Annotated in this window: 21 protein-coding genes; 4 read left to right on the top strand and 17 right to left on the bottom strand. The window is 33.7% G+C overall.

Annotated features, from left to right (window positions below; genetic code table 11):
• Window positions 1-23: 23 nt before the first annotated feature.
• From scrK to AC1RP1_RS00760, 6 genes are all read right to left on the bottom strand, one after another.
• Window positions 24-896: a fructokinase ScrK gene (gene scrK, locus AC1RP1_RS00785; RefSeq protein ID WP_481761014.1), complete on the bottom strand. Its 873-nt coding sequence runs from the start codon at window positions 894-896 to the stop codon at window positions 24-26.
• A complete protein-coding gene (locus tag AC1RP1_RS00780; protein WP_481761015.1) occupies window positions 896-2,308 on the bottom strand; it encodes a glycoside hydrolase family 32 protein in 1,413 nt (470 codons plus the stop codon). Before AC1RP1_RS00780 ends, scrK begins: the two co-directional genes overlap by 1 nt.
• Before the next feature lie 64 nt (window positions 2,309-2,372).
• Entirely contained in the window at window positions 2,373-3,353 is a 981-nt protein-coding gene (locus AC1RP1_RS00775; RefSeq protein ID WP_481761016.1) for a LacI family DNA-binding transcriptional regulator, read from the bottom strand.
• Window positions 3,354-3,462: 109 nt separating this feature from the next.
• On the bottom strand, window positions 3,463-4,827 hold the full coding sequence (locus AC1RP1_RS00770) for an MFS transporter (RefSeq protein ID WP_481761017.1): 1,365 nt from the start codon (window positions 4,825-4,827) through the stop codon (window positions 3,463-3,465).
• Window positions 4,828-5,050: 223 nt separating this feature from the next.
• Window positions 5,051-6,490 carry a 6-phospho-beta-glucosidase gene (locus AC1RP1_RS00765; RefSeq protein WP_481761018.1) on the bottom strand — a complete coding sequence of 480 codons (1,440 nt, stop codon included), beginning with the start codon at window positions 6,488-6,490 and terminating at the stop codon, window positions 5,051-5,053.
• Between the two features lies 1 nt (window position 6,491).
• Window positions 6,492-8,411, bottom strand: a complete 1,920-nt coding sequence (locus AC1RP1_RS00760; RefSeq protein WP_481761019.1) for a beta-glucoside-specific PTS transporter subunit IIABC — start codon at window positions 8,409-8,411, stop codon at window positions 6,492-6,494.
• 192 nt (window positions 8,412-8,603) lie between these two features.
• Between AC1RP1_RS00760 and AC1RP1_RS00755 the strand changes: the two genes are divergently transcribed.
• On the top strand, window positions 8,604-9,308 hold the full coding sequence (locus tag AC1RP1_RS00755; protein ID WP_481761020.1) for a GntR family transcriptional regulator: 705 nt from the start codon (window positions 8,604-8,606) through the stop codon (window positions 9,306-9,308).
• A 95-nt stretch (window positions 9,309-9,403) separates the two neighbouring features.
• Here AC1RP1_RS00755 and AC1RP1_RS00750 read toward each other — a convergent pair whose 3' ends face one another.
• Window positions 9,404-10,558, bottom strand: coding sequence for a YhgE/Pip domain-containing protein (locus AC1RP1_RS00750; RefSeq protein WP_481761021.1), 1,155 nt, complete (start codon window positions 10,556-10,558; stop codon window positions 9,404-9,406).
• Between the two features lie 167 nt (window positions 10,559-10,725).
• Between AC1RP1_RS00750 and AC1RP1_RS00745 the strand changes: the two genes are divergently transcribed.
• On the top strand, window positions 10,726-11,373 hold the full coding sequence (locus AC1RP1_RS00745) for a TetR/AcrR family transcriptional regulator (protein ID WP_481761022.1): 648 nt from the start codon (window positions 10,726-10,728) through the stop codon (window positions 11,371-11,373).
• A gap of 114 nt (window positions 11,374-11,487) precedes the next feature.
• Here the strand turns inward: AC1RP1_RS00745 and AC1RP1_RS00740 are convergent, their stop codons facing one another.
• On the bottom strand, window positions 11,488-11,814 hold the full coding sequence (locus AC1RP1_RS00740; protein ID WP_481761023.1) for a thioredoxin family protein: 327 nt from the start codon (window positions 11,812-11,814) through the stop codon (window positions 11,488-11,490).
• Window positions 11,815-11,891: 77 nt separating this feature from the next.
• Window positions 11,892-12,773 carry a sulfite exporter TauE/SafE family protein gene (locus tag AC1RP1_RS00735; protein WP_481761024.1) on the bottom strand — a complete coding sequence of 294 codons (882 nt, stop codon included), beginning with the start codon at window positions 12,771-12,773 and terminating at the stop codon, window positions 11,892-11,894.
• A 182-nt stretch (window positions 12,774-12,955) separates the two neighbouring features.
• Between AC1RP1_RS00735 and AC1RP1_RS00730 the strand changes: the two genes are divergently transcribed.
• Window positions 12,956-13,639 carry an MmcQ/YjbR family DNA-binding protein gene (locus AC1RP1_RS00730; RefSeq protein ID WP_481761025.1) on the top strand — a complete coding sequence of 228 codons (684 nt, stop codon included), beginning with the start codon at window positions 12,956-12,958 and terminating at the stop codon, window positions 13,637-13,639.
• Between the two features lie 129 nt (window positions 13,640-13,768).
• Here AC1RP1_RS00730 and AC1RP1_RS00725 read toward each other — a convergent pair whose 3' ends face one another.
• Together AC1RP1_RS00725 and pfkB are read right to left on the bottom strand one after the other, a co-directional pair.
• Window positions 13,769-15,697: a fructose-specific PTS transporter subunit EIIC gene (locus tag AC1RP1_RS00725; protein WP_481761026.1), complete on the bottom strand. Its 1,929-nt coding sequence runs from the start codon at window positions 15,695-15,697 to the stop codon at window positions 13,769-13,771.
• Window positions 15,694-16,635, bottom strand: a complete 942-nt coding sequence (gene pfkB / locus AC1RP1_RS00720) for a 1-phosphofructokinase (RefSeq protein WP_481761027.1) — start codon at window positions 16,633-16,635, stop codon at window positions 15,694-15,696. The genes AC1RP1_RS00725 and pfkB overlap by 4 nt, the downstream gene beginning before the upstream one ends.
• Before the next feature lie 122 nt (window positions 16,636-16,757).
• Here pfkB and AC1RP1_RS00715 point away from each other — a divergent pair, with 122 nt between their 5' ends.
• Window positions 16,758-17,504, top strand: a complete 747-nt coding sequence (locus AC1RP1_RS00715) for a MurR/RpiR family transcriptional regulator (protein WP_481761028.1) — start codon at window positions 16,758-16,760, stop codon at window positions 17,502-17,504.
• A gap of 82 nt (window positions 17,505-17,586) precedes the next feature.
• Here AC1RP1_RS00715 and lacD read toward each other — a convergent pair whose 3' ends face one another.
• From lacD to AC1RP1_RS00685, 6 genes are all read right to left on the bottom strand, one after another.
• A complete protein-coding gene (gene lacD, locus AC1RP1_RS00710; RefSeq protein WP_481761029.1) occupies window positions 17,587-18,570 on the bottom strand; it encodes a tagatose-bisphosphate aldolase in 984 nt (327 codons plus the stop codon).
• Window positions 18,571-18,741: 171 nt separating this feature from the next.
• On the bottom strand, window positions 18,742-19,887 hold the full coding sequence (nagA, locus tag AC1RP1_RS00705; RefSeq protein ID WP_481761030.1) for an N-acetylglucosamine-6-phosphate deacetylase: 1,146 nt from the start codon (window positions 19,885-19,887) through the stop codon (window positions 18,742-18,744).
• A gap of 75 nt (window positions 19,888-19,962) precedes the next feature.
• On the bottom strand, window positions 19,963-20,814 hold the full coding sequence (locus AC1RP1_RS00700) for a PTS system mannose/fructose/sorbose family transporter subunit IID (RefSeq protein ID WP_481761031.1): 852 nt from the start codon (window positions 20,812-20,814) through the stop codon (window positions 19,963-19,965).
• The gene (agaW, locus tag AC1RP1_RS00695; RefSeq protein ID WP_481761032.1) at window positions 20,804-21,598 is read right to left on the bottom strand and encodes a PTS N-acetylgalactosamine transporter subunit IIC; all 795 of its coding nucleotides are present in this window, start codon (window positions 21,596-21,598) and stop codon (window positions 20,804-20,806) included. The genes AC1RP1_RS00700 and agaW overlap by 11 nt, the downstream gene beginning before the upstream one ends.
• 36 nt (window positions 21,599-21,634) lie before the next feature.
• Window positions 21,635-22,123, bottom strand: a complete 489-nt coding sequence (agaV, locus tag AC1RP1_RS00690) for a PTS N-acetylgalactosamine transporter subunit IIB (protein WP_481761033.1) — start codon at window positions 22,121-22,123, stop codon at window positions 21,635-21,637.
• Between the two features lie 22 nt (window positions 22,124-22,145).
• Complete coding sequence (locus AC1RP1_RS00685) at window positions 22,146-23,315, bottom strand: AgaS family sugar isomerase (protein WP_481761034.1); 1,170 nt, start codon at window positions 23,313-23,315, stop codon at window positions 22,146-22,148.
• Window positions 23,316-23,327 lie beyond the last annotated feature (12 nt).

The raw sequence follows: 23,327 nt of genomic DNA, 5'->3' as shown, positions 1-23,327 counted from the left end.
TCCAATTTTGTTAAATAACCCTATCATTCAGATAACATTTTTTCAGCTAAAGCGAAGTTTCCAACATTGGCTGATCCATTATTAGCAACTTGTGGTGCTGTAATATATTGATCTAATGGAGGAACGTCAACATAATCATTTAAAATTTCTTTGAATTCATGTCGCACTTTTTCCAATAAAACATCATTTGTAACGCCGCCCCCAAAAATAATTTTATTAGGACGTAAACTTAACGTTGTTTGAACGGCAGCCTGAGCAATATAGTAGGCCATAATATCCCAAGTTTTGTCTGTTAATGGGACATCTTTACCTTTTTTACCAGTCCGTGCTTCAAATGTTGGTCCAGCAACTAAGCCCTCTAAACAATCACCATGAAATGGACAGACACCTTTAAAATCAAGATCATCAGGATGTCTCTTAACTAAGACATGGCCCATTTCAGGATGGCCAATACCGCCAACTAAGTGGCCATCAATTACTGCTCCAGCGCCCACACCAGTTCCAATTGTGTAATAAACAAGTGAATTAATTTTCTCATTAAACAATGTCGACATTGTATATTCACCGTAAGCTGAACCATTTACATCCGTTGTCCAAAATGTTGGAATATCCAGTTTGCCCTTAAGAAATCCCAAGAAATCCGTATCACCCCAACCCGGTTTTGGTGTTTTCGTGATAAATCCATATTTAGGTGACGTTTTTCTGATTTCAATTGGTCCAAATGAGGCAACACTAAGTGCAGCTATTTCAAATTGCTTAAAATAGTCTACGACTGCCGTTAATGTTTCAACAGGTGTAGTCGTGGGAATTTGAATTTGATCCTTTACTTGATAATCTTCGTTACCTACCGCGCATACAAATTTAGTGCCACCTGCTTCAATACTTCCTAATAACATTACATTGTTCCTCCAAGTTCATATATTTTAATATCATAATTAGTTGAATCGCTACTTGTTTCAACTATAAGTTCCTTTTCATCATAAACCCTTTCAGAGAAACATGCTTCTCCATTATTCACAAATAATTCTGCTGAACTGTTGTCCATTAATAAATGAACATCCAATTCATTGGCAACGCTCACATTAGTTTCTCGAAGTAAATCGTCATTATACTTTTGTAATGTTACCTTACCTGTTGCAGCTTGATAGCTAACTTTTATTAATAATTTATTATCGCTATTTTTAATTTTAACGCTGACATTTTCTTGCCCATTAAAGTTCGCTAAATACTCAAAACTCTTTGTAGGGGCTTCAAAAATAGTGGTTGTATCCTTAGGTTTAGTGACATCTAATAATACTTTTTCGCGCAATTTTTTAATTTCTTCAACTGGTGTCATCAATAATTTACCATTTTTCATATTTAATTCTCTTGGAAATGTTAGTGCGCCTGCCCAACCATCTTCCTGTTCTGGCATGGGGCTCTCCCACATGTCCATCCATGCAAATATGATCCTTCTACCGTCAGGCGTAACCATTGATTGTGTTGCATAGAAATCATGTCCATAATCTAATTCAGTGAACTCACCATGATGTAATGAATGTGTCTCTTCATCAAATTTTCCAGTCAGATATCCTGTTTGGAAGAAATTTCTATATTTTAATTTATCAGCTTTAATTCCTTGTGGTGACATTACTAAAACGTCTTGTCCGTCAATTTCGAAAAGGTCAGGACATTCCCAAACGAATCCTTCAGAATCAACTGATTTAGCAGTTGCAATAGGTCCTAAGTAGTCCCAATGTTCTAAATCATCTGAGTTATACATAAGAACTCGACCCAAGCCATCCTTATTTTTGCTTCCGATTACAATATTATATTTTCCATTTTCAAACCAAATTTTTGGATCTCTAAAATCAGCATCATTATCTACAGGAGGCATTGAAATCACTGGATTACCAGCAAATTTTTCAAAAGTTATGCCATCATCACTAACGGCTAGGTTTTGATTCTGCCAATAACTATCCGGATCATTTTTGTCTTTCAAATTATGTCCTGTATAAATTAAATAGAGACGCTCATCCTTCACAATTGCGCTACCTGAAAAACAGCCATCCTGATCTTCTTGATCACCAGGAACCAAAGCAATTGGTAAGCTTTCCCAATTAACTAAATCTTTACTTCTTGAATGACCCCAATGCATTGGTCCCCACTGTGTTGAATTTGGATGATGTTGATAAAAGATGTGATAGTACCCTTTAAAAAAGCAAAACCCATTTGGATCATTCATCCAACCTGCTGGTGCCGTAATATGATACTTTAATCGATATCTTTCATCAGTTACCTCTGGATAATTAATCGTTTCATTTTTCAAAATTGTCTTCTCCTCGTTCTATATGTTAACCGGTTGTCATTATCTTAAAATAAAAACGCACCTACTATGCCGTTTCTCCTTTATATAATTGTACCGGTAGTACTACTTGCATAGGTGTCTCTTTACCTTCTATTTTCTTCATTAAAATATCAATAGCTGCATCAGCCATCTGTTCAATTGGTTGAATAATTGTTGTTAGTTCTGGTTTAAATAATCGAACAACATCTGTCCCATCATAGCCAATAACAAGTAAATCTTCAGGTACTCGTTTGCCATATTCTCTAGCTATTTTTATGATCAAACTAGCGTCTGTATCATTCGAAGCAAAAATACCATCCACTCGTTTAAGATCCTCAAAAATTCTTTTAATAACTTTTGTTTTTTCTGTTTCTGTCCAATTAAAATCAATTGTATACGTTACGGCTGGCAACCCATGTTCACTCATAATTTTCTCGTATGCCCTACGTCTATCTCGAGCAGGCGTTTCTAAATCATAAGGTCCATTTGTATGTACAATTGAGGTTGCCCCATGTTCTAATAGCAATTCTGTTGCCATTTTACCGCCACTATAATTATCAGAAGAAACGACCGGAATATCACCATTCATAATTCTATCAATTGCGACAATTGGTAAATTTGTATTATGATATTCTTCAATTCCTTCATTATGTGCTCCAACAATTAGCCCATCAACTTGATTTGCCATTAGTTTACGTAAATAAGTCACTTCTTTTTCTGAATCATTTTTTGAGTTACCGATAAGAACCTTATAACCTCTATTAAAAAGTTTCGTTTCTAAATGGTAAGCTAATTGTCCAAAAAAAGGATTCGCAATGGTTGGGAAAATAAGCCCTATTAGTTTTGTTTCTTTATTAAATAATTGTCTTGCAACATCATTAGGCTGATAATGTAACTCTTTCACAGCATCACGAACCTTTTTAACTGTCTTTTCGCTAAGATAACCTCTATTGTTCAACACCCTAGATACAGTCGTTTTAGAAACGCCTGCCAATTCAGCGACATCATCAAGTTTTGGATTTTGCATTTTATTTGCTCCTAAGTCGTCTAATTTTAGTTAAATTGTTACCGCTTAACTTTTAGTACTCTTAGTTTACCATAAAATAAGCAAAACCATTATCCCCACCATTAACTTTTTAAGCTGCTTCTTTTTTAGCTAATTCTAATCTAACTTTATCTTCATTTCGTTCAAATTTACCATAGAAAAACATTGGAACTGCAGCAAGTATGAACAGCATGGCTGGAATCCAGATAAAACTTAAGTTAATGCCTAATAAAGATTGACTCGTTTGAGTGTGATTGGGTATATATCCAAAGAATTGCATTACTTGTGATGGAATAAATCCGCCAATCCCACTACCTGCTTTAACACAGAATGCACTTCCAATAGCTGTTAAAAAGCCACTGGCTCTGATTCCTGTTTTCCATTGACCAAAATCAACCGCATCAGCCAACATTAGGAATGGCATTGCAGCTGCAACACCCGTTCCAATTGATCCTAGGCAATATAAGATAACAACCCAAACTTGATTACTACCAACTGCTTGAAGCAACATGTTACAGATTGCTCCCATCAATAGTGCTCCAATTAGAACCGTTCTTTTATTTGTACGTTTAACAAGTAATGGAATTGATATCATCCCTATAACAGCAACAACAGATAAAGAACCAGCAACTGCGACTAATGATTTTGCATGGATATTATATTGAAAATAATAAATCATGCCTGAACTTCTAACAGTTGTTCCAATCCAATAGAATAAGTTGGAAATAACCAATAAAATCCAAGGCCAATTACTTTTTGTTGCTTTAACACTCTGTTTTAATGATATTGATTTCGTAATCGTTGTATTAATTTCTCGTAAATTTAAAAAGGCAATTAAAAAGGCAATAATGGAGATAATCCCTAAAATAATCATTGCATATGAGAATCCTTTACGATCATTTCCTTGCCCTAATATTTGAACTAATGGTAAAACAACACCATTAGCAACCAATAGACCAACATTTCCTCCAACCATTCGATATGAATTCAAAACCGTTCTTTGGTCTGAATCATTTGTTAAGTTAGGTAAAATCGACGTCATAGGGGTACTAATTCCGGTATATATAATTCCTGCAATGACGTAAACAACTGATGCATAGATAACTTTGGACGATCCCGATAAATTCGGTGTAGTAAATGTTAACCATGTAAAGAATGCAAATGGTACACATAACCACAAGAAATACGGCCGACTTTGTCCCCATTTTGTATGTGTATGATCAATTAAAAAGCCCCATATTGGTGCATCAAACATATCAACGCATCGTGTGACGAGCAAGATAGTTCCAGCTACACCAATCCCAATTCCAAAAACATCTGTATAAAAATATAACAAGTACGTACTAATACTTACAAATAGAATATTTCCGCCAAAATCTGTAAGTGAATAACTTAGTTTTCGAAAAAGAGGAATTTCTTCAACTTGATTTGTATCTACGTTTACTTTGTTTTCCATTCTATTTACCCCATTCTATTTGTTTAATAAATGTCCCATTTCACTAAAAAATAGCAATTGCCTGTACCTATAAACTCAACTTTTAGAAAGCGCTTTCTGAAAGAATAACCAAAGTATAACCTGTTTATATTTTTATGTCAACCGGTTGTCATTTGTTTTTTTATTAATCAAAAAGCATCTCATTTATTAATAAATGAGATGCTTTTTCTTTCTATAATAACTTTTAAAGACTTTCTCCATTTGTTTCAATTACATTTTTATACCAAGTAAATGAGTCTTTTTTATAACGTTTCATCGATCCATTGCCCTCATTATCACGATCAACATAAATCATACCATAACGCTTTTTCATCTCACCAGTTGTAAATGATACTAAATCAATAACACCCCATGGTGTATATCCTAAGACTTCAACACCATCATAATCAACTGCTTTTTCGATTGCTTCAATATGTTCTTTTAGATAACTTACACGTTCAGGATCATGAATTTCATGATTATCTTCAAGCTTGTCAATCGCGCCAAAACCATTTTCAACAATAAATAACGGTAACTGATAGCGATCATATAATCGATTTAACGTATATCGTAAACCATCGGGATCAATTGCCCAGCCCCAGTCACTAGATTTAATATACGGATTAGGAACCCCATTAGGTAGTCCACCATTCACAACATCACCTAAATGATCTGCTTCAGCATCTGCTTTAACAACTGTTGACATATAGTAACTGAATCCTAGATAATCAACTGTCCCTTTTTTCAATATCTCCATATCGCCTTCTTGAATCCCAACATCATAATTGTGACGTTCAAACTCTTTTAGTGCATAACGTGGGTATTCTCCACGAACATGAACATCTGGGAAAAAGAAGCGTTGATGCATTGCCTCTTCAGCAGCCATGATATCTTCCGGATCACATGAATAAGGATAAATTGGTACGTGTGATACCATGCATCCTATTTCAAAATCAGAATTAATTTTTTTACCAGCAATAACCGCCTTAGCGCTAGCCAAGAGTTCGTTATGTGCAACTCGATACATAATTTCTTTGGGATTTTCACCATCGTTCACAATAACTCCAGAATTAGTCCACAAAAAGATGGGGTTATTTGTATCCATTTGATTATTAATTTCATTAAATGTCATCCAATATTTTACTTTAGATTGATAACGTTTAAAGCAAACCGTAGCAAAATTTTCAAAAAAATCAATTAATTTACGATTTCTAAAACCACCATATTCTTTAGCTAAATGGAGTGGCATTTCAAAATGCGATAGGGTAATCACTGGTTGAATACCTTTTTTTAATAATTCATCAAAAACATCATCATAAAATTGTAATCCCGCTTCATTTGGTTCGCTTTCATCTCCCATTGGGAAAATACGTGACCACGCGATTGATGTTCGTAAGCACTTCAATCCCATTTCAGAGAAAAATTGAATATCTTCTTTGTAATGATGATAAAAATCAATTGCATCATGATTCGGATAAAATTTATCTGTTTCAATAGTTTCCGTAATTTCCCGCGGAACACCATTTGCTCCTGCAGTCATCACATCAATAACACTTGGCCCTTTTCCATCAACATTCCAGCCGCCTTCAAACTGATGAGCAGCCAAAGCGCCACCCCACAAAAAATCCTTCGGTAATTTAGACATTTTATTTTTCTCCTTTTGGAATTAATTCCATTATTGGTTCTCCATGGTGAATTTCATTTTGCGTATACGCAATAACATCTTCGTAATCATCTGAATTAGTCACAATTACAGGTGTTACTACTGAAAATCCTGATTCTTTTATCTTCTCTTGATCAAATTCAACAAGTAAATCACCCATTTTTACATAATCATGATTTTTAACTTGTGTTGCAAAATATTTTCCTTTTAATTCAACGATATCCATTCCAATATGAATTAAAACTTCTACACCATCTACAGATTTTAATCCAATCGCATGTTGTGTCTCTGTAGTCATGACAACCTGACCATCAAATGGTGCATATATTTTATTATCCGTTGGATTTACAGCAACACCTTTGCCCATTGCACCAGATGAAAATACTTCATCCTCTACTTCTGTTAACGCAATTACTTTCCCTGTTACAGGGCTATTAACAACGCCTGGTGCATTTATTACTGGCGTACTCATAACTGGTGCGACCTTAGCTGGTGCATCATCTAACTGTGCTTCCATTGTTGCGACTTCACTAACTGTTTCACCCGTACCAAAAATTTGAACAAGTAGAACTGAACCCACAATTGCTACAATACATCCAACAACCATACCAATAAATGAGTGTGGGTATTTAGGACTAATTGCATTTACAATGGTTAATAAACTTGGTAGTCCAGCATAAGCAAAATAATATGAATTAAAGAAACTTGTAATTAATGCACCAAACGCTCCTGAAATACAACCAAAGATAAATGGTTTTTTAAATCTTAATGTCACACCATAAATTGCTGGTTCTGTAATCCCAAATAATCCTGTAATAAATGCTGAAAGAGATATATTTTTTAATTCTCTGTTCTTAGACTTAATAAATACACCTAAAACAGCACCAACTTGTGCGACCACTGCAATTGTTTGAAAAGCCTGAAATGAGTCCATTCCATTCATTTTGAAATTGGCCATAACCATTGGCGTAACACCCCAATGGATACCAAAAATAACAAGTACTTGCCAGAAACCACCAATAATAACACCTGCTAAAGGTGGTGCAACTTTAACTAAATAATTATATCCTTTTGCGATTCCTTCAGCTCCAAGAGATGAAAGTGGTCCAATAATTAAGATTGTTAAAGGAACCATAATTAATAGACATAATAATGGAACAGCAAGTTCTTTAATAATGTCAGGTATCTTTTTACTCAAGAATCTTTCAAGATAAGAAAGAATCCAAACTAAAAATAATGGTGGCAATACTGATGATGTATAAACTGTTTGAGATAATGGAATACCCATAAAGTTAATACTTGTACCGCTAGCAATAGTTCCAGCCATCTCTGCCCATGTGGGACTAACTAATGCAGCACAACATGCAACAGCGATTAAACTGTTTGTTTTAAAATGTTTAGCTGCCGTTATGGCAATAAATATTGGTAAGAACGTAAATGGTGCCCAAGAAATAAAGCTTAAAACTTGATATGTACCACTTTTAGGAAAATTTGGCATAGCTAAAGTAATTAGAATTAAACTCCCTTGAATAATACCTGCCGCGGCCAATATGTAAACGAATGGGGCAAAAACCGCAGACATTGTTGCAATAACTCGATTCATTATACTTGTTTTTGGTGCTTCTACTTCCTCTACTTCTGAACTATCAATCATTGCTGAGAATGCATCATAAACATCCGCAACATGTGGTCCAATAACTACTTGGAATTGTCCACCACTTTCAACAACAGTGATAACGCCTGCCATTGCTGATATTTTTTCTTTAGCATCTGAAGGAACCTCATGTAGCACTAGTCGTAACCGTGTCGCACAATGCGTTGCTCCTGCTAAATTTTTTTCTCCACCAATTGCTTCTAAAATATCTGTAGCTAATTTTGTATAATCTCTAACCTTACTTGCCATATTTTTCTCCTCCTCAGATAAAAACGAATAAATAGAAAAAAATTGTAAACCCTTACAAATCTTTGTATATGTATATTTTAATTGTACGTGCACAATAAGTCAACACTTTTTTTGTAACCCTTTTCATCTAGATGTACAAGGCGGGAACAATGTTATACAATAAAGGATACATTATTTTAATGGAGGCATGAAATGTTAAAGTATCAAGAAATTGCTGATCAAATTGAGCTTGCAATTAAAAATAAAAATTTGAATCAAGGGACGCAACTCCCTAGTCTAAATGAACTTATTGCCAAATATGCCGTCAGTAAGACGACACTCGTTAAAGCTCTCACAACTTTAGAAGATAAGGGTATTATTTATCAAGTACAAGGTAGCGGAATTTTTGTTCGTCGTCAAAAAAGAGACGGTTACATCGCTCTAATGACGAACATGGGCTTTACAAAAGATTTAGAAAACAGTAAATTATCTACAAAAGTGATTGATTTAAAAGTTGAACTACCCAATGCTGATGTAGCCAGGGAATTAAATTGTGCTCCGGGTGAGGAAGTTTATTTAATAAAAAGAATTCGTTACATCGATAATCAAGTTCTCTGTATTGAGAGATCCTACTATCGAAAAAAACTTGTTCCTTATCTTAATCGCGAAATAATCAGTGAGTCTATTTTTAATTACTTGAAAGAAGTTTTAAAATTAAAAATAGGTTTCTCCGATAAATATTTACGTACAGACACCCTTAAAAAGACAGAATCAACCCTTTTAGAACTACCAGAAAATTCGCCTGGACTCTATATTGATGAACTTTTTTATACAGTAAGCGGTGAACCTTTTGATCTTTCTCAAACTATTTATAACTATAAACATGCTAACTTTTTTATTCAAAGTGGACAAAAATAAAACCATAATTAATAAATTAAAAACCTCAGGGCAATCACTTAAAAAGGTGATTACCCTGAGGTTTTTAATTTATTTCAAGATTCATTTAAAGAATTCTATTTAACTTCCATCTCTTTAATTTTATCGTTAATTTCTTTTTCAACTTTACGATGTTTGGGTGATAATCCTTCGGCAAAAAACAAGACACTACCGATTGCTAAGACATAAGTTAGGCCCATTGTAGAACTGTTCCAGAAAGATGCTCCATAATAAAGAATGCTGCGAGCACCATCATACAAGAAACGCATTGGTAACCATGGAAGAACCCAATCTTGGTAGAATTGAGGTACTAATGGTTGTGCCATTGCCAATAAAGGAATTGAGAAAAATAGTAAGAGGACAAATATAATTACCCCTGGGAAACCAATCCATGTCAATACCCCTGAGAATAACATTATAAAAGCAAAACTTGTAAATGATAAGAACGATGCAATTGTTATAAAATGTGTAAAATCAAATCCTAAAATCCATGTCGCATACGTAGCTGTTGCAAATCCAGTTAAAATTGCAAGTGCTACAGCTGAGATAATGAATGATGATTTAAATGAAAACTTGTGTTTCATTGATTTAAATTCTCTTGAATCTCCAGCGTAGAATAATAATAAACTAATAACCATGCTTGCAATCCAGACGGGTTGGAAGAACGAACTATTCGCTGATGTTAATCCAGCGGTTGAATGTCTAACGGTTGTTTTTACAGTGATTGGGTTATTTAACTTCAATGCAGTCACAGCGGGGACACTCATATTGGCTTTTGCCATATTTGTTAAAATTCCGGCTGAAATACCACCACCAATTTTTGTAACTATTGTTGATAGTGTCGAACCTAAAGTCGTTGACAATGTAGCATTTTTTGCTTCATTTGTTACAACAGTTACATTTGTAACATCTTTTGTTGTTGGATCAGCTAATTTTCCAATTGATGCCGAGAAATCTTTTGGAATTACAATAGCCGCATAATAATGTTGTTTATCCATTGCACTCTTAAGTGCCTTATCACTCTTAACGATATGCCAATCTAACGCCTTATTTTTGCTTCTAGTTAGATTTTCAACGATTTTGTTACCTTGCTTACCACTATCTTCATTAACAATGGCAACAGGTACATCTTTGAGCTCTGATTTTACAGATGGGATTTGCATCACCACCATAATAAATGTAAGTAATACCGAAACTAAAATGGCGAAACCTAAAAATTTATTTTTAAACATAATCATATTCCTCTTTTCTTTTTGAGTGAGCACTCAATCAATTACAAATACGATTATAACCTATCCACAAGTTTAGTCAACCCTAACTTTTAAATATAAACTATCAAAATAATAAGTTTGTCTTTTGTCATCGCTATCAATTGTGTCATAATAGGGCTATAAATAGGATGGTGAATATTATTAAAAATTCTGAATTAAAATTATATGCCAACTCGGATTTATTTAGAGATATAACAGATAAACAAAAACAAATTTTAATCGCCGCAATTGAATTATTCTCAGAAAAAGGCTATGCAAATACAAGTACAAAAGAAATTGCAAAAAAAGCTGGCGTGGCTGAAGGTAATATTTTTAGTAAATATAACAATAAACAAGGCTTACTTAACGCCATTATTGCCCCTGTCATTAAATCCATCTTACCTTCTGCAATGCACGACTTATTAGACGAGTCCATTGATCATTCAAATTTAACTTTGGATTCATTAATTCGTCCTTTGTTAAAAAATAGAATTATTTTTTTGCAAGAAAATGCTAAAGTTCTTAAAATTTTCATTTCTGAACTACTTTATGATAAATCGGTTGTTAAACAGTTATTAGAAAATATTCCCGCCCCATACTGGACGGCACTCAATTCAACTATTGATACACTAAAAGAAAAAAAACTAATTGTCAGTTGGGATAATCTCGAAATTCTTAAGGTTATTTGGTCAACTATAGGTGGTATTGTACTTGGTTATCTTCTTTTTGATCAATCGTTAACAAAAGAAAGTATTGAACATTCAGCAGATGCTCTGATAAACGCACTTAGTGTTTGATAAAAATAAATAATTAAAAATACCCATCGAGTAAACAAGTTACTGTAAAACCTTGTTTACTCGATGGGTATTTTTAATTCAAAGCAGATTATTCATACTAACTAATCTTTTTAATTACGCAGGAATACTATTAATAAATGTTTCTACTTCTTGTTTCGTTTTACGATTTTTATTAACTAAACGTCCTGTTTCTTTACCATTTTCATATGCAATAAAACTTGGAATACCGAAGACACTTAACTCAACAGCTAAGTCCATATTTTCATCTCGATCGACAGCTAAGAATGTGTATTCAGTATATTCTGATTCAATATTAGGCATTTCAGGTTTAATAAAAGCACAATCTGGGCACCATGTTGCAGAAAAAAATAGGATATACTTTCCATCTTTAATTTTATCCATTAATTCACTTACCGTTGTTTCTTTTTCTATACTTTTCATTTTTGCTACCTCCACTAATATGCTTACTTTTTATAAGTATATATCAGATTAGCCATTTTCAATTAAAATATGCTTGCTTATTTATTTTTATCTCTGATTAGTTTAGCTTCTTTATTACCTATATATAGGCTGTATGCAGAATACAATAATACTACAATAACAATCCATTGAATCACACTTGTATTAATATTCTTAACTAAAAGTACCGCAACTAAAACACCTATAATACCAAAAACAGAAAATAAGGTTATTTTTCTAGAATATTGATTGAGTTTTATAAATTGCATACTTCCTATTGGTAAAGAAAATGCACATCCCCCCATCATAATTGGAAATGCAGCAATCGGATCCATTCCCATCGCATAGACAGTTGCCATTGTTAATGAAAATGAGCCTATTCCAATATTATTTAATGCGCCATAAATAAATAATAAAAATCCTGTTACAACTAATTTCCAGCCAAATAGTTCGGTAGCGGTCCCACTAGCAGTGATTAGGCCTAATTTACCAGCGATGATTAACGCGGTTGCAACAAGTAATCCAACGATAACAAATGATCTAATACTATTTTCAGGTAATCTAACAACAAATCTCGGACCAATATAAGCACCCAGCACTTGGCAAATAATACAGACTAGTAACGTCTTAGTACCAACATTGATACTTGTAATATACGCCAGCGACATGACAAATATTGGAATAACATCTTGCGCATTTAACGTACCTGGTAATTTTTTCATAGAAACCCAATTAGCTTTCTGGTATATTGCTGTTGATATGGCAAAATCTGAAATTCCAAAAGTAGAAAAGAAAAAAATAACAATCTGCGATATTGGTGTCCATACTGAACTGGCCGGTTCTTTCATGAAGTCTGATTTATGTCTCATTAAATCACGCATAAAATAACAGATAAATATAAAATTAATAACAATAATTGCCGCAATCAACGTCTTTTGCATGATTAAATCTCCTAGTTAAATGAATCATAATAGTACAGTTTAACTCAATTTATTCCTAGATAAAATAGTCTATATTAATTTTTCTATTTTATACTATATAATTAGTCCTTTAAAGTCTAAAATTAGAAATATAAGGTATGCTACTGTTAATTGTTTATATAATTTATAAAAGGAGATGCACTATGCTAACAGACTTTTTTGCTTATAATTCATTTAGTCATTTGAAACTAAAGGTAGATTCATTGATTCCATATGGTTTTACAAAAACAGCAGAAGAAATCTATAATTATCAAGTTTCAATTCTTAATAATCAATTTATACTAACCGTCTCAATTTCCCCCTCTGAAAAAATTAATACTACTATTATTGATGCTCTAACTAAAGAAGAATATACACTTTATAAAAATCAGTCTGCAACAGGATCATTTGTCAGTTCAATCAGAAAATCAGTGATTGAACAACTGGATTTAATTGTTGCTAGTTGTTTTGAAACTACTCCAGTATTCCAAACTGCTGATTCACAATCTATCATTAATTATGTACAAGAACATTATCAGACCAATCTAGAATTCCTCTGGAAACAGTTTCCAAATGACGCTGTTTTACGTCGATCAGATTCTAAAAAATGGTATGCCGCTTTAATGAAAATTCCAGCAACTAAAATAGGCTTGGATTCCGAGAAATTAGTTGAAATACTTAATATTCGAATGGATCCTGACCTGCTCATCAATAAAATAGACAAAAATCAAATTTTTCCAGGGTACCATATGAATAAAAAACACTGGGTTTCAATTTTATTAAATGGCCAAAATAATTTAGACACTGTTTATTCTTATATTGATACTAGCTATGGACTAGCTAAATAAAAGGCGAACTAAAAAAATCCATTCTAATAGTCAACAAAATTTGAACTTGTTTACTTAGAATGAATTTTCGCTTATCATTAAACACTTGTACTTTTTTAGTATATACGTAGCTTTGTAGCTCAATTTTATCTACTTATTAATATTTTCTTTAAATAGGTTGTATATATCATCAACTGTATTCGATTTTTTTAATTCTTCCACAAATGAGTCATGGACAAGTAATTTCGATGTATTTGATAAATACTGTAAATGCTTTCCATCATCTTTTTCTGGAATTAGAAATGAGATAACTGTATCTACTGGCTGATTATCAAATGTTTCCCATTCAATAGGCTCACGTAATTTAACAATTAGCATTGCTGATTTATTAATCGATTCATCCTGTGCATGAGGTATCGCAATGCCTTTTTCCATCCCTGTCGTTCCCTCAGACTCACGAATCTTATACTTATTTAAAATATAACTTTCATTATTCGTATATCCTAATTTTTTAGCAAAATTTGCTAAAAAATGTAAGAGTTCTTCTTTATCAGAAACGGCTACGTTCAATTCAATGTTTTTTCTTTTCAATATATTATCGAATTCATTTTCATTCATTTTTATATCATTATCTTGCTCTTGTTCAAAGTTGGTATTACTACCTACATTCATCACTAAACTATTATTTTTTTTAGCTTGGCGACCAGCAATAGCGGCTAGTAAGACAGCAGATACAAGTGATCCAATAATAATCCATAATACCCACAGTAATGGTTTATTCACTAACGGTAATACAATAAATCCACCATGTGGAGCCGGTACACTAATTCTAGTTACATAGGTTAAAATCGCAGCAATCGAAGAACCAACCATAAATGCAGGAATATTTAGTAGCGGATTCTTTGCCGCAAATGGAATTGCACCTTCTGTAATATGAGTTGATCCTAATAAAAAGTTAACGTAACCTGCGCTGCGCTCTTTATCTGAGTATGCTTTTTTGTTGAACAGTACAGCAAACCCTGTTGCCAATGGTGGCGCAATACACGCTGCAGAAACTCCTGCCATAAAGAAATAATTTCCCTGTGCTAAAAGAGCTGTTCCGGTTAAATATGCTGCTTTATTAATTGGCCCACCCATATCTGAAGCACACATAATTCCAACAACTAATCCTAATAGAATGGGACTTGAATTTTCTAAACCCTTTAAAAACGTCATCATTCCTTCATTAATTGTTGCCATTGGAACTGATAGATACCAAATAATAGAGCCTGATAAAAATACTCCAATTACAGGTAAAATAAAAATGGCTTTCAGTCCATCTAATGATTTAGGTAGTTTTTTTAATAAGAACTGTAATATTAAAATCGTATACCCTGCTAAAAATCCACCAATTATTCCACCTAAAAATCCCGTTCCATTTGTATATGCTATCATTCCCGTTACAAATCCAACTATCAATCCAGGTCTTTTACCAATAGCCTCAGCTATATAGGCACATAGAATTGGAACCATAAGATTCATTGCAAATCCGCCAATAGTGTTCAATAAATGTGCTATATCGTTATATTGAGGGCTTTTTATGTCTGCTGAATTAATTCCCCAAAAAAATGATACGGCTGTTAACACTCCCCCAGCAACTACTATTGGTAACATATGTGACACTCCATTCATCACGTACACATACATTTTGTGCCAAAATGAGCCAGATAAATTTACTGTTTCTTCATTCGATGAAATTTTTGCTCCTTTTCGATGATAGGTAGGTAAATTATCATCTGTCAATATTTGATCAATTAATACATCTGCCTCTTTCATACCTTTCGTAACTGACACATTTATCATTTTTTTACCATCGAATCGATCAATATCTACATCTTTATCTGACGCAATTATTACACCATCAGCATCATCAATTTCTTGTTGTGAAAACGCATTTTCTATACCACTTTGACCATGAGTTTCAACTTTAATTGATATACCTCTTTTTTTAGCGGCTTGTTCTAAGGCCTCTTGCGCCATGTATGTATGCGCAATTCCTGTTGGACATCCAGTAGCTGCAATTATTTTATATTTTGTCATCTTAATTCCTCCTTAATATTAGATATTTTTACCTGCTTAGTCAGCTCTTTTACATTCGAAAAATCTGTTAACCCTTTTGAAAATGCCGTTGAACTCGCGGCTGCTATACTTTCTCTAAATACTTCTTCTATTTTTTTGTCCCCTATCGCTACCCCTGCTAAAAAAGTTCCCAACATGGTGTCGCCGGCCCCAGCCGTGTTAACAACGGTTCCTTTAGGGACAGTTCCATATAACACAACCTCTTTATTTATAAACATTGCACCACCGCCACCCAATGATAATAAAATATTTTGTGCACCCAATTTAATTAATTCTTTTGAATAAGTTATCAATTCATGTTGAGATAGTTTATGTTCTACGCCAAACCAACTCATTAATTCTTCATCATTTGGTTTTAAAATATAAGGATTATATTTCAATGTATCCAGTACGGTTTGATAACTAGTATCCAAAACTAGCTTATATCCTTTTTCCTGCGCCTGCTTTGCGATACTAATTAAAATTTCTTCAGAGATTCCGTCAGATAAACTACCAGATACAACTAATGTATCCTTTTCATCTAAATTTTGAATCTTATCCATGAACTGATTTATTTCATCATCACTAACATGTGGACCTTTATTTACTAATTTATACTCCGTATCTTGCTGAATTACTCTTGTAAAAACATTAATTCGTGTATTAGCATCGATATGTACAAAATCAGTTTTTATATTGCACCTTGCCAACTCAGACTCAATATACGCATTAGTAAATCCTCCACCAACTCCAATAGCAGTACTTTCTACGCCTTTCTTTTTTAGAATAAAACTAACATTAACTCCTTTACCATTCGCTTGTATTTCATAATTTTCCGTTCTATTAACAATATTTTTTTTCATTTCATCGGTTTGGATAAAAAGATCAATAGCTGGATTCAATGTACATGTATATATCATAATTTTTACCCCTTTCTTCTACCTACCAATACTACATCTGACAGAAATGAAAAGGTTTTCAATATATGATTTTGTATGCTACAATTGAAAATAAACAAACAATCAAGGTGAGGTGACCAGTAATGTCTCTTAGTAACTCCGAAAAGATTCTTTGGCAAGTCATTCAAGATAACCTAGAAGATATTCCGATATTAACAATAACCAACCTTAGCGATTTAGCTCATGTATCAACCGCTACAGTCGTACGAACGCTCAAAAAAAAAGGCTACAGCGGTTATATGGATTTTAAACAATCTATAATTACTAAAGAAAAAGAAAAAAAATATAAGAATATTCAGAATATGGATCACGATATCCAACAAGTCATTATGAAGAATGAACATGAACTTAATAACACACTACGTATGCTTGACGTTAATACCATAGAAAAAACAGTTCAAAAAATTAAACGTTCAAAAAAAATATACATTTTCTCAAGGGGTTTTTCTGAATTAATTGCAATTGAAATGCTAACAAAATTTGAATTATTAAATAAAAATTGTGTCAGTTTTACGGATCCCAATATTATTAAACAAATTAGTCACAGGATTACATATAATAATATTTTAATTATTATTTCATTGAACGGAACTACTGCAGAACTCCTTGAAGGTGCTAAAAATACGTATAAAAATGGAGCCGATATTATTGTATTAACAACCAACAAATTAAGTCCACTTATTAAATATTCAGATTCCGTGTTTATCGGATTTAAATCTGAAATTTCATATTTCCCTGAATTTGAAGTTAAATCTCGTTTACCATTACAGGTAATGAGCCGTATACTTTTAGATTCTTATGCAATTCGAACAAAGAAAGCTAGCAAATAAATTTATTTCACTTCTACTTTTTTTCATTACTAAATCATTAAAAATAAAGAGGCTAAACATGACGTTTAGCCTCTTTATTTTACTATTTTAATACCTTATCAAACCACGATGTAGCAGTACTTTCAAGAACGACATTTAAATCTTCAATATTCTTTTTACCAACTGTGTTCATCCATTCTTTACCTTTTTCTTCACCATCTTTAGCAAATGGTTCGATACCTTTGCTCCATGTTGCACGTCCACAAAGTACACCATTAAATGTTGATTTTGCTTCATGAGCAAATACTAAAGTATCTTGGAATAATTGTGCCGATACACCACCACTTAAGAAAATAAATGGTAATTTGGTTGCATCACTTTGTTCTTTAAATATATCTAATGCTTCTGTCTTAGAATATACCACCTCATTATCGTCGTTAAACCCTTCCACATAATCCATATTGACTGGCACTTCTACTTTAAGTACATCTACTTTATATTCAGGTTTAGAAAATTCTTTCATCATTTCAATAACTTTATGAGGTTTTACTTTAGCATACTCTGAACCTTTAACATCGTCATTAGTTGCATCATAAGAAACCAATTCTAAAAATAATGGCATATCTTCTGCAGCACATTCTGAACCAAGACGCTCCATATATGCATGTTTCATATTATTAATCTCAGCATTTTCGTCTATATCATAATAAAGTAAGAATTTAATAGCGTCAGCGCCCTCTTCTTTAAGACGACGAACTGACCAATCTGGTAATAAGTCAGGTAAGCGACCTGGGGTAGTAACATCATAACCCGTTTTTTCGTATGCAACTAGTAATCCAGTACTTGCATTACGGACCTTTGCTGCTGGAAGACCATATTCTGGATCAAGTAATATTGCTGAAGCGTATGGTGTTAATTCTGATGAAATTACTTTTTTAAATTCAACGATATCTTCTTCATTTGCTGGCTTATTTGCTGCTGCTGCCAACATTTTTTTTAAAGATCCTCGTTGATCAATTGCTAATGCTGCAATTACGCCTTTTTCATTTGAAAGTGCTTTAAGTCCTGCCAATTTATTTGGTGTCATTTTTATTCCGTCCTTTATTATTTTTTTACTTCTCTCATCCACTTATAATTCTATCTTTGAAGAATATGAAAAGGTTTTTAAAATTTCATTTTTTACATACCAATTAAAAATAACTTAACAATCATAAATACCGTTTACTCCGACTAGCTCTTAATAAAGAATCAGTTAATATCATTTTTTATATTTTAAAGTACCATTTAAATATGTTTCCTCAAAATTTAAATCATGATCTAAAACAATGAAGTCAGCATCTCTACCTGCCGCAATACTTCCGCACTTATCATCAATTCCAACGCTTCTAGCGGGCACATAACTAGCCATTTGGATTGCTTCTTCAGGAGTAGAAATATTCCAATCAACAACATTTTTAACTGCTTCCATTAATTTTAAGACACTACCAGCTAAACTTCCTGACTCTAACCTTGCGGCGCCATCTTTAACAACAACTGGGAACTCACCTAATGTATAATTTCCATCAGGCATTGCACCAGCACGCATACAATCAGTTACTAATACAATGTGGTCTGCTCCTTTAACGTTAATTAAAATTTTAGCAGATGCCGGATTAACATGTTGACCATCACAAATTAGTTCATCATAGACACTACTTAATGACATTGCTGCGCCAACCATCCCTGGCTCTCTATGATTAAGTGGGCTCATTCCGTTATACGTATGAACGAAAATAGATGCACCAGATTCTACTGCAGATTTAGCTTGATCAAACGTAGCATCACTATGCCCCAATGCTACTTTGACCCCTTGTTTAGTTAAGGCCTCAGTAAATTCTTTAACACCCTTTCGCTCAGGTGCAATCGCAATTTTTCGAATAAGTCCATGCGCTAATTTTTGCCAATGCTCAAAAATATCTATACTTGGATCTAAAAAGTATTTAGGATTTTGCGCACCTTTGTGTTTTTCAGTAAAAAATGGACCCTCAAAAAAGATACCCTGTATTTTTGCACCACGTACTTCACCATGACGCTTACCAAAGTCAGAAATAACTTCGTTCAACGTTTCTGGAGCTGCCGTCAATGTTGTCGGCAGAAATGAAGTAACGCCACATTCTAATAAACCTTCAGACATCATTTTTGCGCCCTCAAAATCGTTATCCATCACATCATATCCCTTTAAACCATGGACATGTGTATCTACAAGCCCTGGTGCAATCCATTTACCCGTATATTCTTTGATATCACCATCAGGTTTTTCTTGTTGATAATCACCAAATTTACCATCAATAATTGCCAAGTACCCTTCATTTTCAACCGTGTTTTTCAAGAAAAACTTATCTGCATGAATATAATATATTTCCACCAGTAATGCCTCCTATATTATTTTTGTTAAAAAGAAACTAGCCCATTATCCATAGTCTAGTTCCGCAGGCCTCTTCTAGAATAACTTGAAGAATGCACCTACTAAGCCAACAACTACTGTGAGCCCAATCAACATCAATGGAGATTTACCTTTTTTCAACATCCAGTAACAGAAGAATGTATAAAGAAGCGGTAATAATGCCGGCATCACTTTATCAATAACACCTTTTTGTAAATCAATATCAATTTTCCCAGCATGAATCACAACACCAAATTTAAAGTTAACGTATGTTGCAACCAAGGCTCCAACAACAGTTAATCCAACTATCGACGCAGCACGTGATATTTTTTTTGTATTTTCCTTCATACTCGAAATAGCACGAGTACCAGTTCTATACCCATAATTCATTAACCAGAATAGTAACCCAAAATGCACTGCATTAAAGACAACAAGGAATAAGATCGGTCCAAGTGGATTTCCATTCATTGATAATGAAACCCCAACTCCGGCTGTAATAGGTAGCAACGTTAACCAGAACATCGCATCCCCAATACCACCTAAAGGTCCCATCATTGCTACTTTGATACCACGAATAGTTGATCTATTTTCTTTATTTTCTTCCATTGCTAAAATAACACCTTGAACAAATGTTACTAAAAATGGATGTGTATTAAAAAATTGTAAATGATCAAGCATTGCATATGAGAAATCTTCTTTATCTTTATGAATTTTTTTCAATCCAGGAATTAAACTATAAGTCCACCCACCACCTTGCATACGTTCATAATTAAATGAAGCCTGTAAAAGTAGTGAACGCCAAACCATTTTGTTTAAATCTTTTTTTGTAATTACCTTTTCAACAGTAGGATCGTTATAAGTATCTGGGATCACAACATCATTGCGATCAAATTTCTTTTTAGATGCCATCACTATAGTCCTCCTCTTCATTAACTGTTACGGTTGCTACTTTTTTTCCACCATTATCAGATTTTGCTCCACCAATAAAGAAATCATAAGCAGCGATTGAAATACCAATGATTGCGACTCCTAAGATTGGTAAGTTACCATATGCTGCAACAACAAATCCAATTGCGAAGAATGGTGCGTACGCTGTCTTCCACATAATTTTTAACAACATGGCAAATCCAACAGCTGGCATAATACCACCGGCCGTACTTAATCCTGTTAAGATCCATGCAGGAACGGCTTCAACCATTCCTTGCGCTTTACTTGCACCGAGGAAGATTGGTAAGAACGCCATAATGAAGTAGAAAACAAACAAGATTAGCGGACCCATGTAGTTCAATCGATCAATTTTCTTATCATTACCTTCCATCGCGTATTCATCCATTTTATGCATAACTGGTGAGTAAGCTGTAAATAGTAATGTAACTAAACCTTGTACGGCAACTGCAAATGGTACGGCAATACCAACTGCTAATGTTGGTGTTTGATGAGCAATAATTGCAAATGCGGTTCCCATAATTCCACCAATAACAACATTAGGTGGCTGTGCTCCAGCAAGTGGAACCATTCCAGCCCAAACTAATTCTAATGTACCACCAACAATTAAGCCGGTTTGAAAATCTCCTAATATTAGACCAACTACTGCACCAGTAACGATTGGTCTATGAATATGTGTTAAACCACTATACATATCGATACCGGCAATACCAGCCCATAGTCCAATTAATAACGCTTGTACTAACATATAAATTTCCTCCTTTTTATTATTATATTTACGTTTTTAATATTCTTTCAGTAAGCGCATCATATCTGATGCCTTTTCATTCGGAATACCTTGAACCTCTAGTTCAACACCCAAATCATGCATTTTATTGAATGCTTGAACATCGGTATCATCGACTGAGATAGTTGCCGATAATTGTTTCTTCCCTTCTGAAAAATGTAAATTACCAATATTTACTTTCTTAATTGGGACACCTCCTTCAATAATTTTAGCCATGTCTTCTGGCGTACGAACAACTAATAATATTTTTTGTTTATCCGAGGCTTTACCAATAATACGAATCGTTTTTTTAATATCGAAAAAGCGGATTCCAACAGTTTCAGGAATAACCATCTCCATTAAACTTTGCTGTACATCATCTTTAGAAACCTCATCATTCGCAACTACAACTAGATTAGCGTCAATCGTATTAACCCATGTCATACCAACCTGTCCATGAACAAGTCTGTTATCAATTCTTGCAAGTAAAATGTTTGGTGTTGTCATAATAAATTCCTCCTTGAAATTTTTATTTATAGGCATGTAAAGTTACACCTTTAACTACACGATTTACGGTACCGCTTGGTGAAGGTGTATCTGGTGTGTTTCCCACTTTTACTGAACTTAATAATGAAATAGTTTGCGCATACATAACATCAGCAAGAGCCAGATATCCTTCTGGTAAAAGGGCATCTCCTGATTCAAATGTGAAACGATCACCACTAAAGTTATTCTGTCCCTCAATATCAATCCCAATTACTTTAGCGGCAATTTTATCTCCACTCACTTCTTCTAAAATATCAATATCGTATTGACGTGTATATTCTTGATTGTTAACAAATACAAAAACTAATGTTTTCTCGTTGACGAACGATTTAGGTCCATGTCGGAACCCCATTGAAGAATCAAACATTGTTGTTAGCTTACCTGCCGTTAGTTCAAGAATTTTCAACTGTGCCTCTCTTGTTAATCCCGATAAACTTCCGGACCCAAGATAGACAACCCGATCAAATTCCATATCAATAACAGCTTTTATTTCAGCTTCACGTTTAATCACTTCATGACCCATTGCAATAATAGTCTCAACATATTTTTCTTTAATATCCTTACGTGTTGTATCAAAAATTAATAACGCTGAGAGTGACATACAACTGTATGATCCAGTCATTGCAAATCCCTTATCATTAGACAGCGCAGGCATCATCAATAACAAATTACGTTCGTCATCTTTTGTACCAACAGCAAGTTTCCCTTCCGGAGCACAAGTAATTGTAATTTGATATAAATTTTTAATTATTTTTCTTGAAATTTCAACAGCGGCAACACTTTCAGGACTATTACCACTCCTAGCAAACGAAACTAAAATAGTCGTAGCATCTGGTACTAAATAATCATATGGTGCAGATACGATATCGGTTGTTGGAATACTTTCAAACTGATAATTTGCACGATCCCCGTGGTTACTTAAGTATGGTGTTACAGTATCACCAACATAAGCGGATGTTCCTGCTCCTGTAAAAATGACCCGAATCAACCCGTTCGAGGTAGATTTAACTGATTTTAAAAATGTCTTTATTTCGTCTGACTTTTCACTAAAATTATTAAATGCCTCAGTCCAAAGTTCAGGTTGTTGTTTAATTTCACCTGTTGTAATATTTGCGCCCATTATTTCCAACTCTTTTTCATTCTTCTCAAACATATTAAGCTCTCC

The sequence above is a fragment of the Dellaglioa sp. CoH-56-MRSF-13 genome (genome assembly GCF_056782095.1).
Note: the sequence above shows the minus strand (reverse complement) of the source record. Positions and strands in the feature narration are given on the sequence as shown.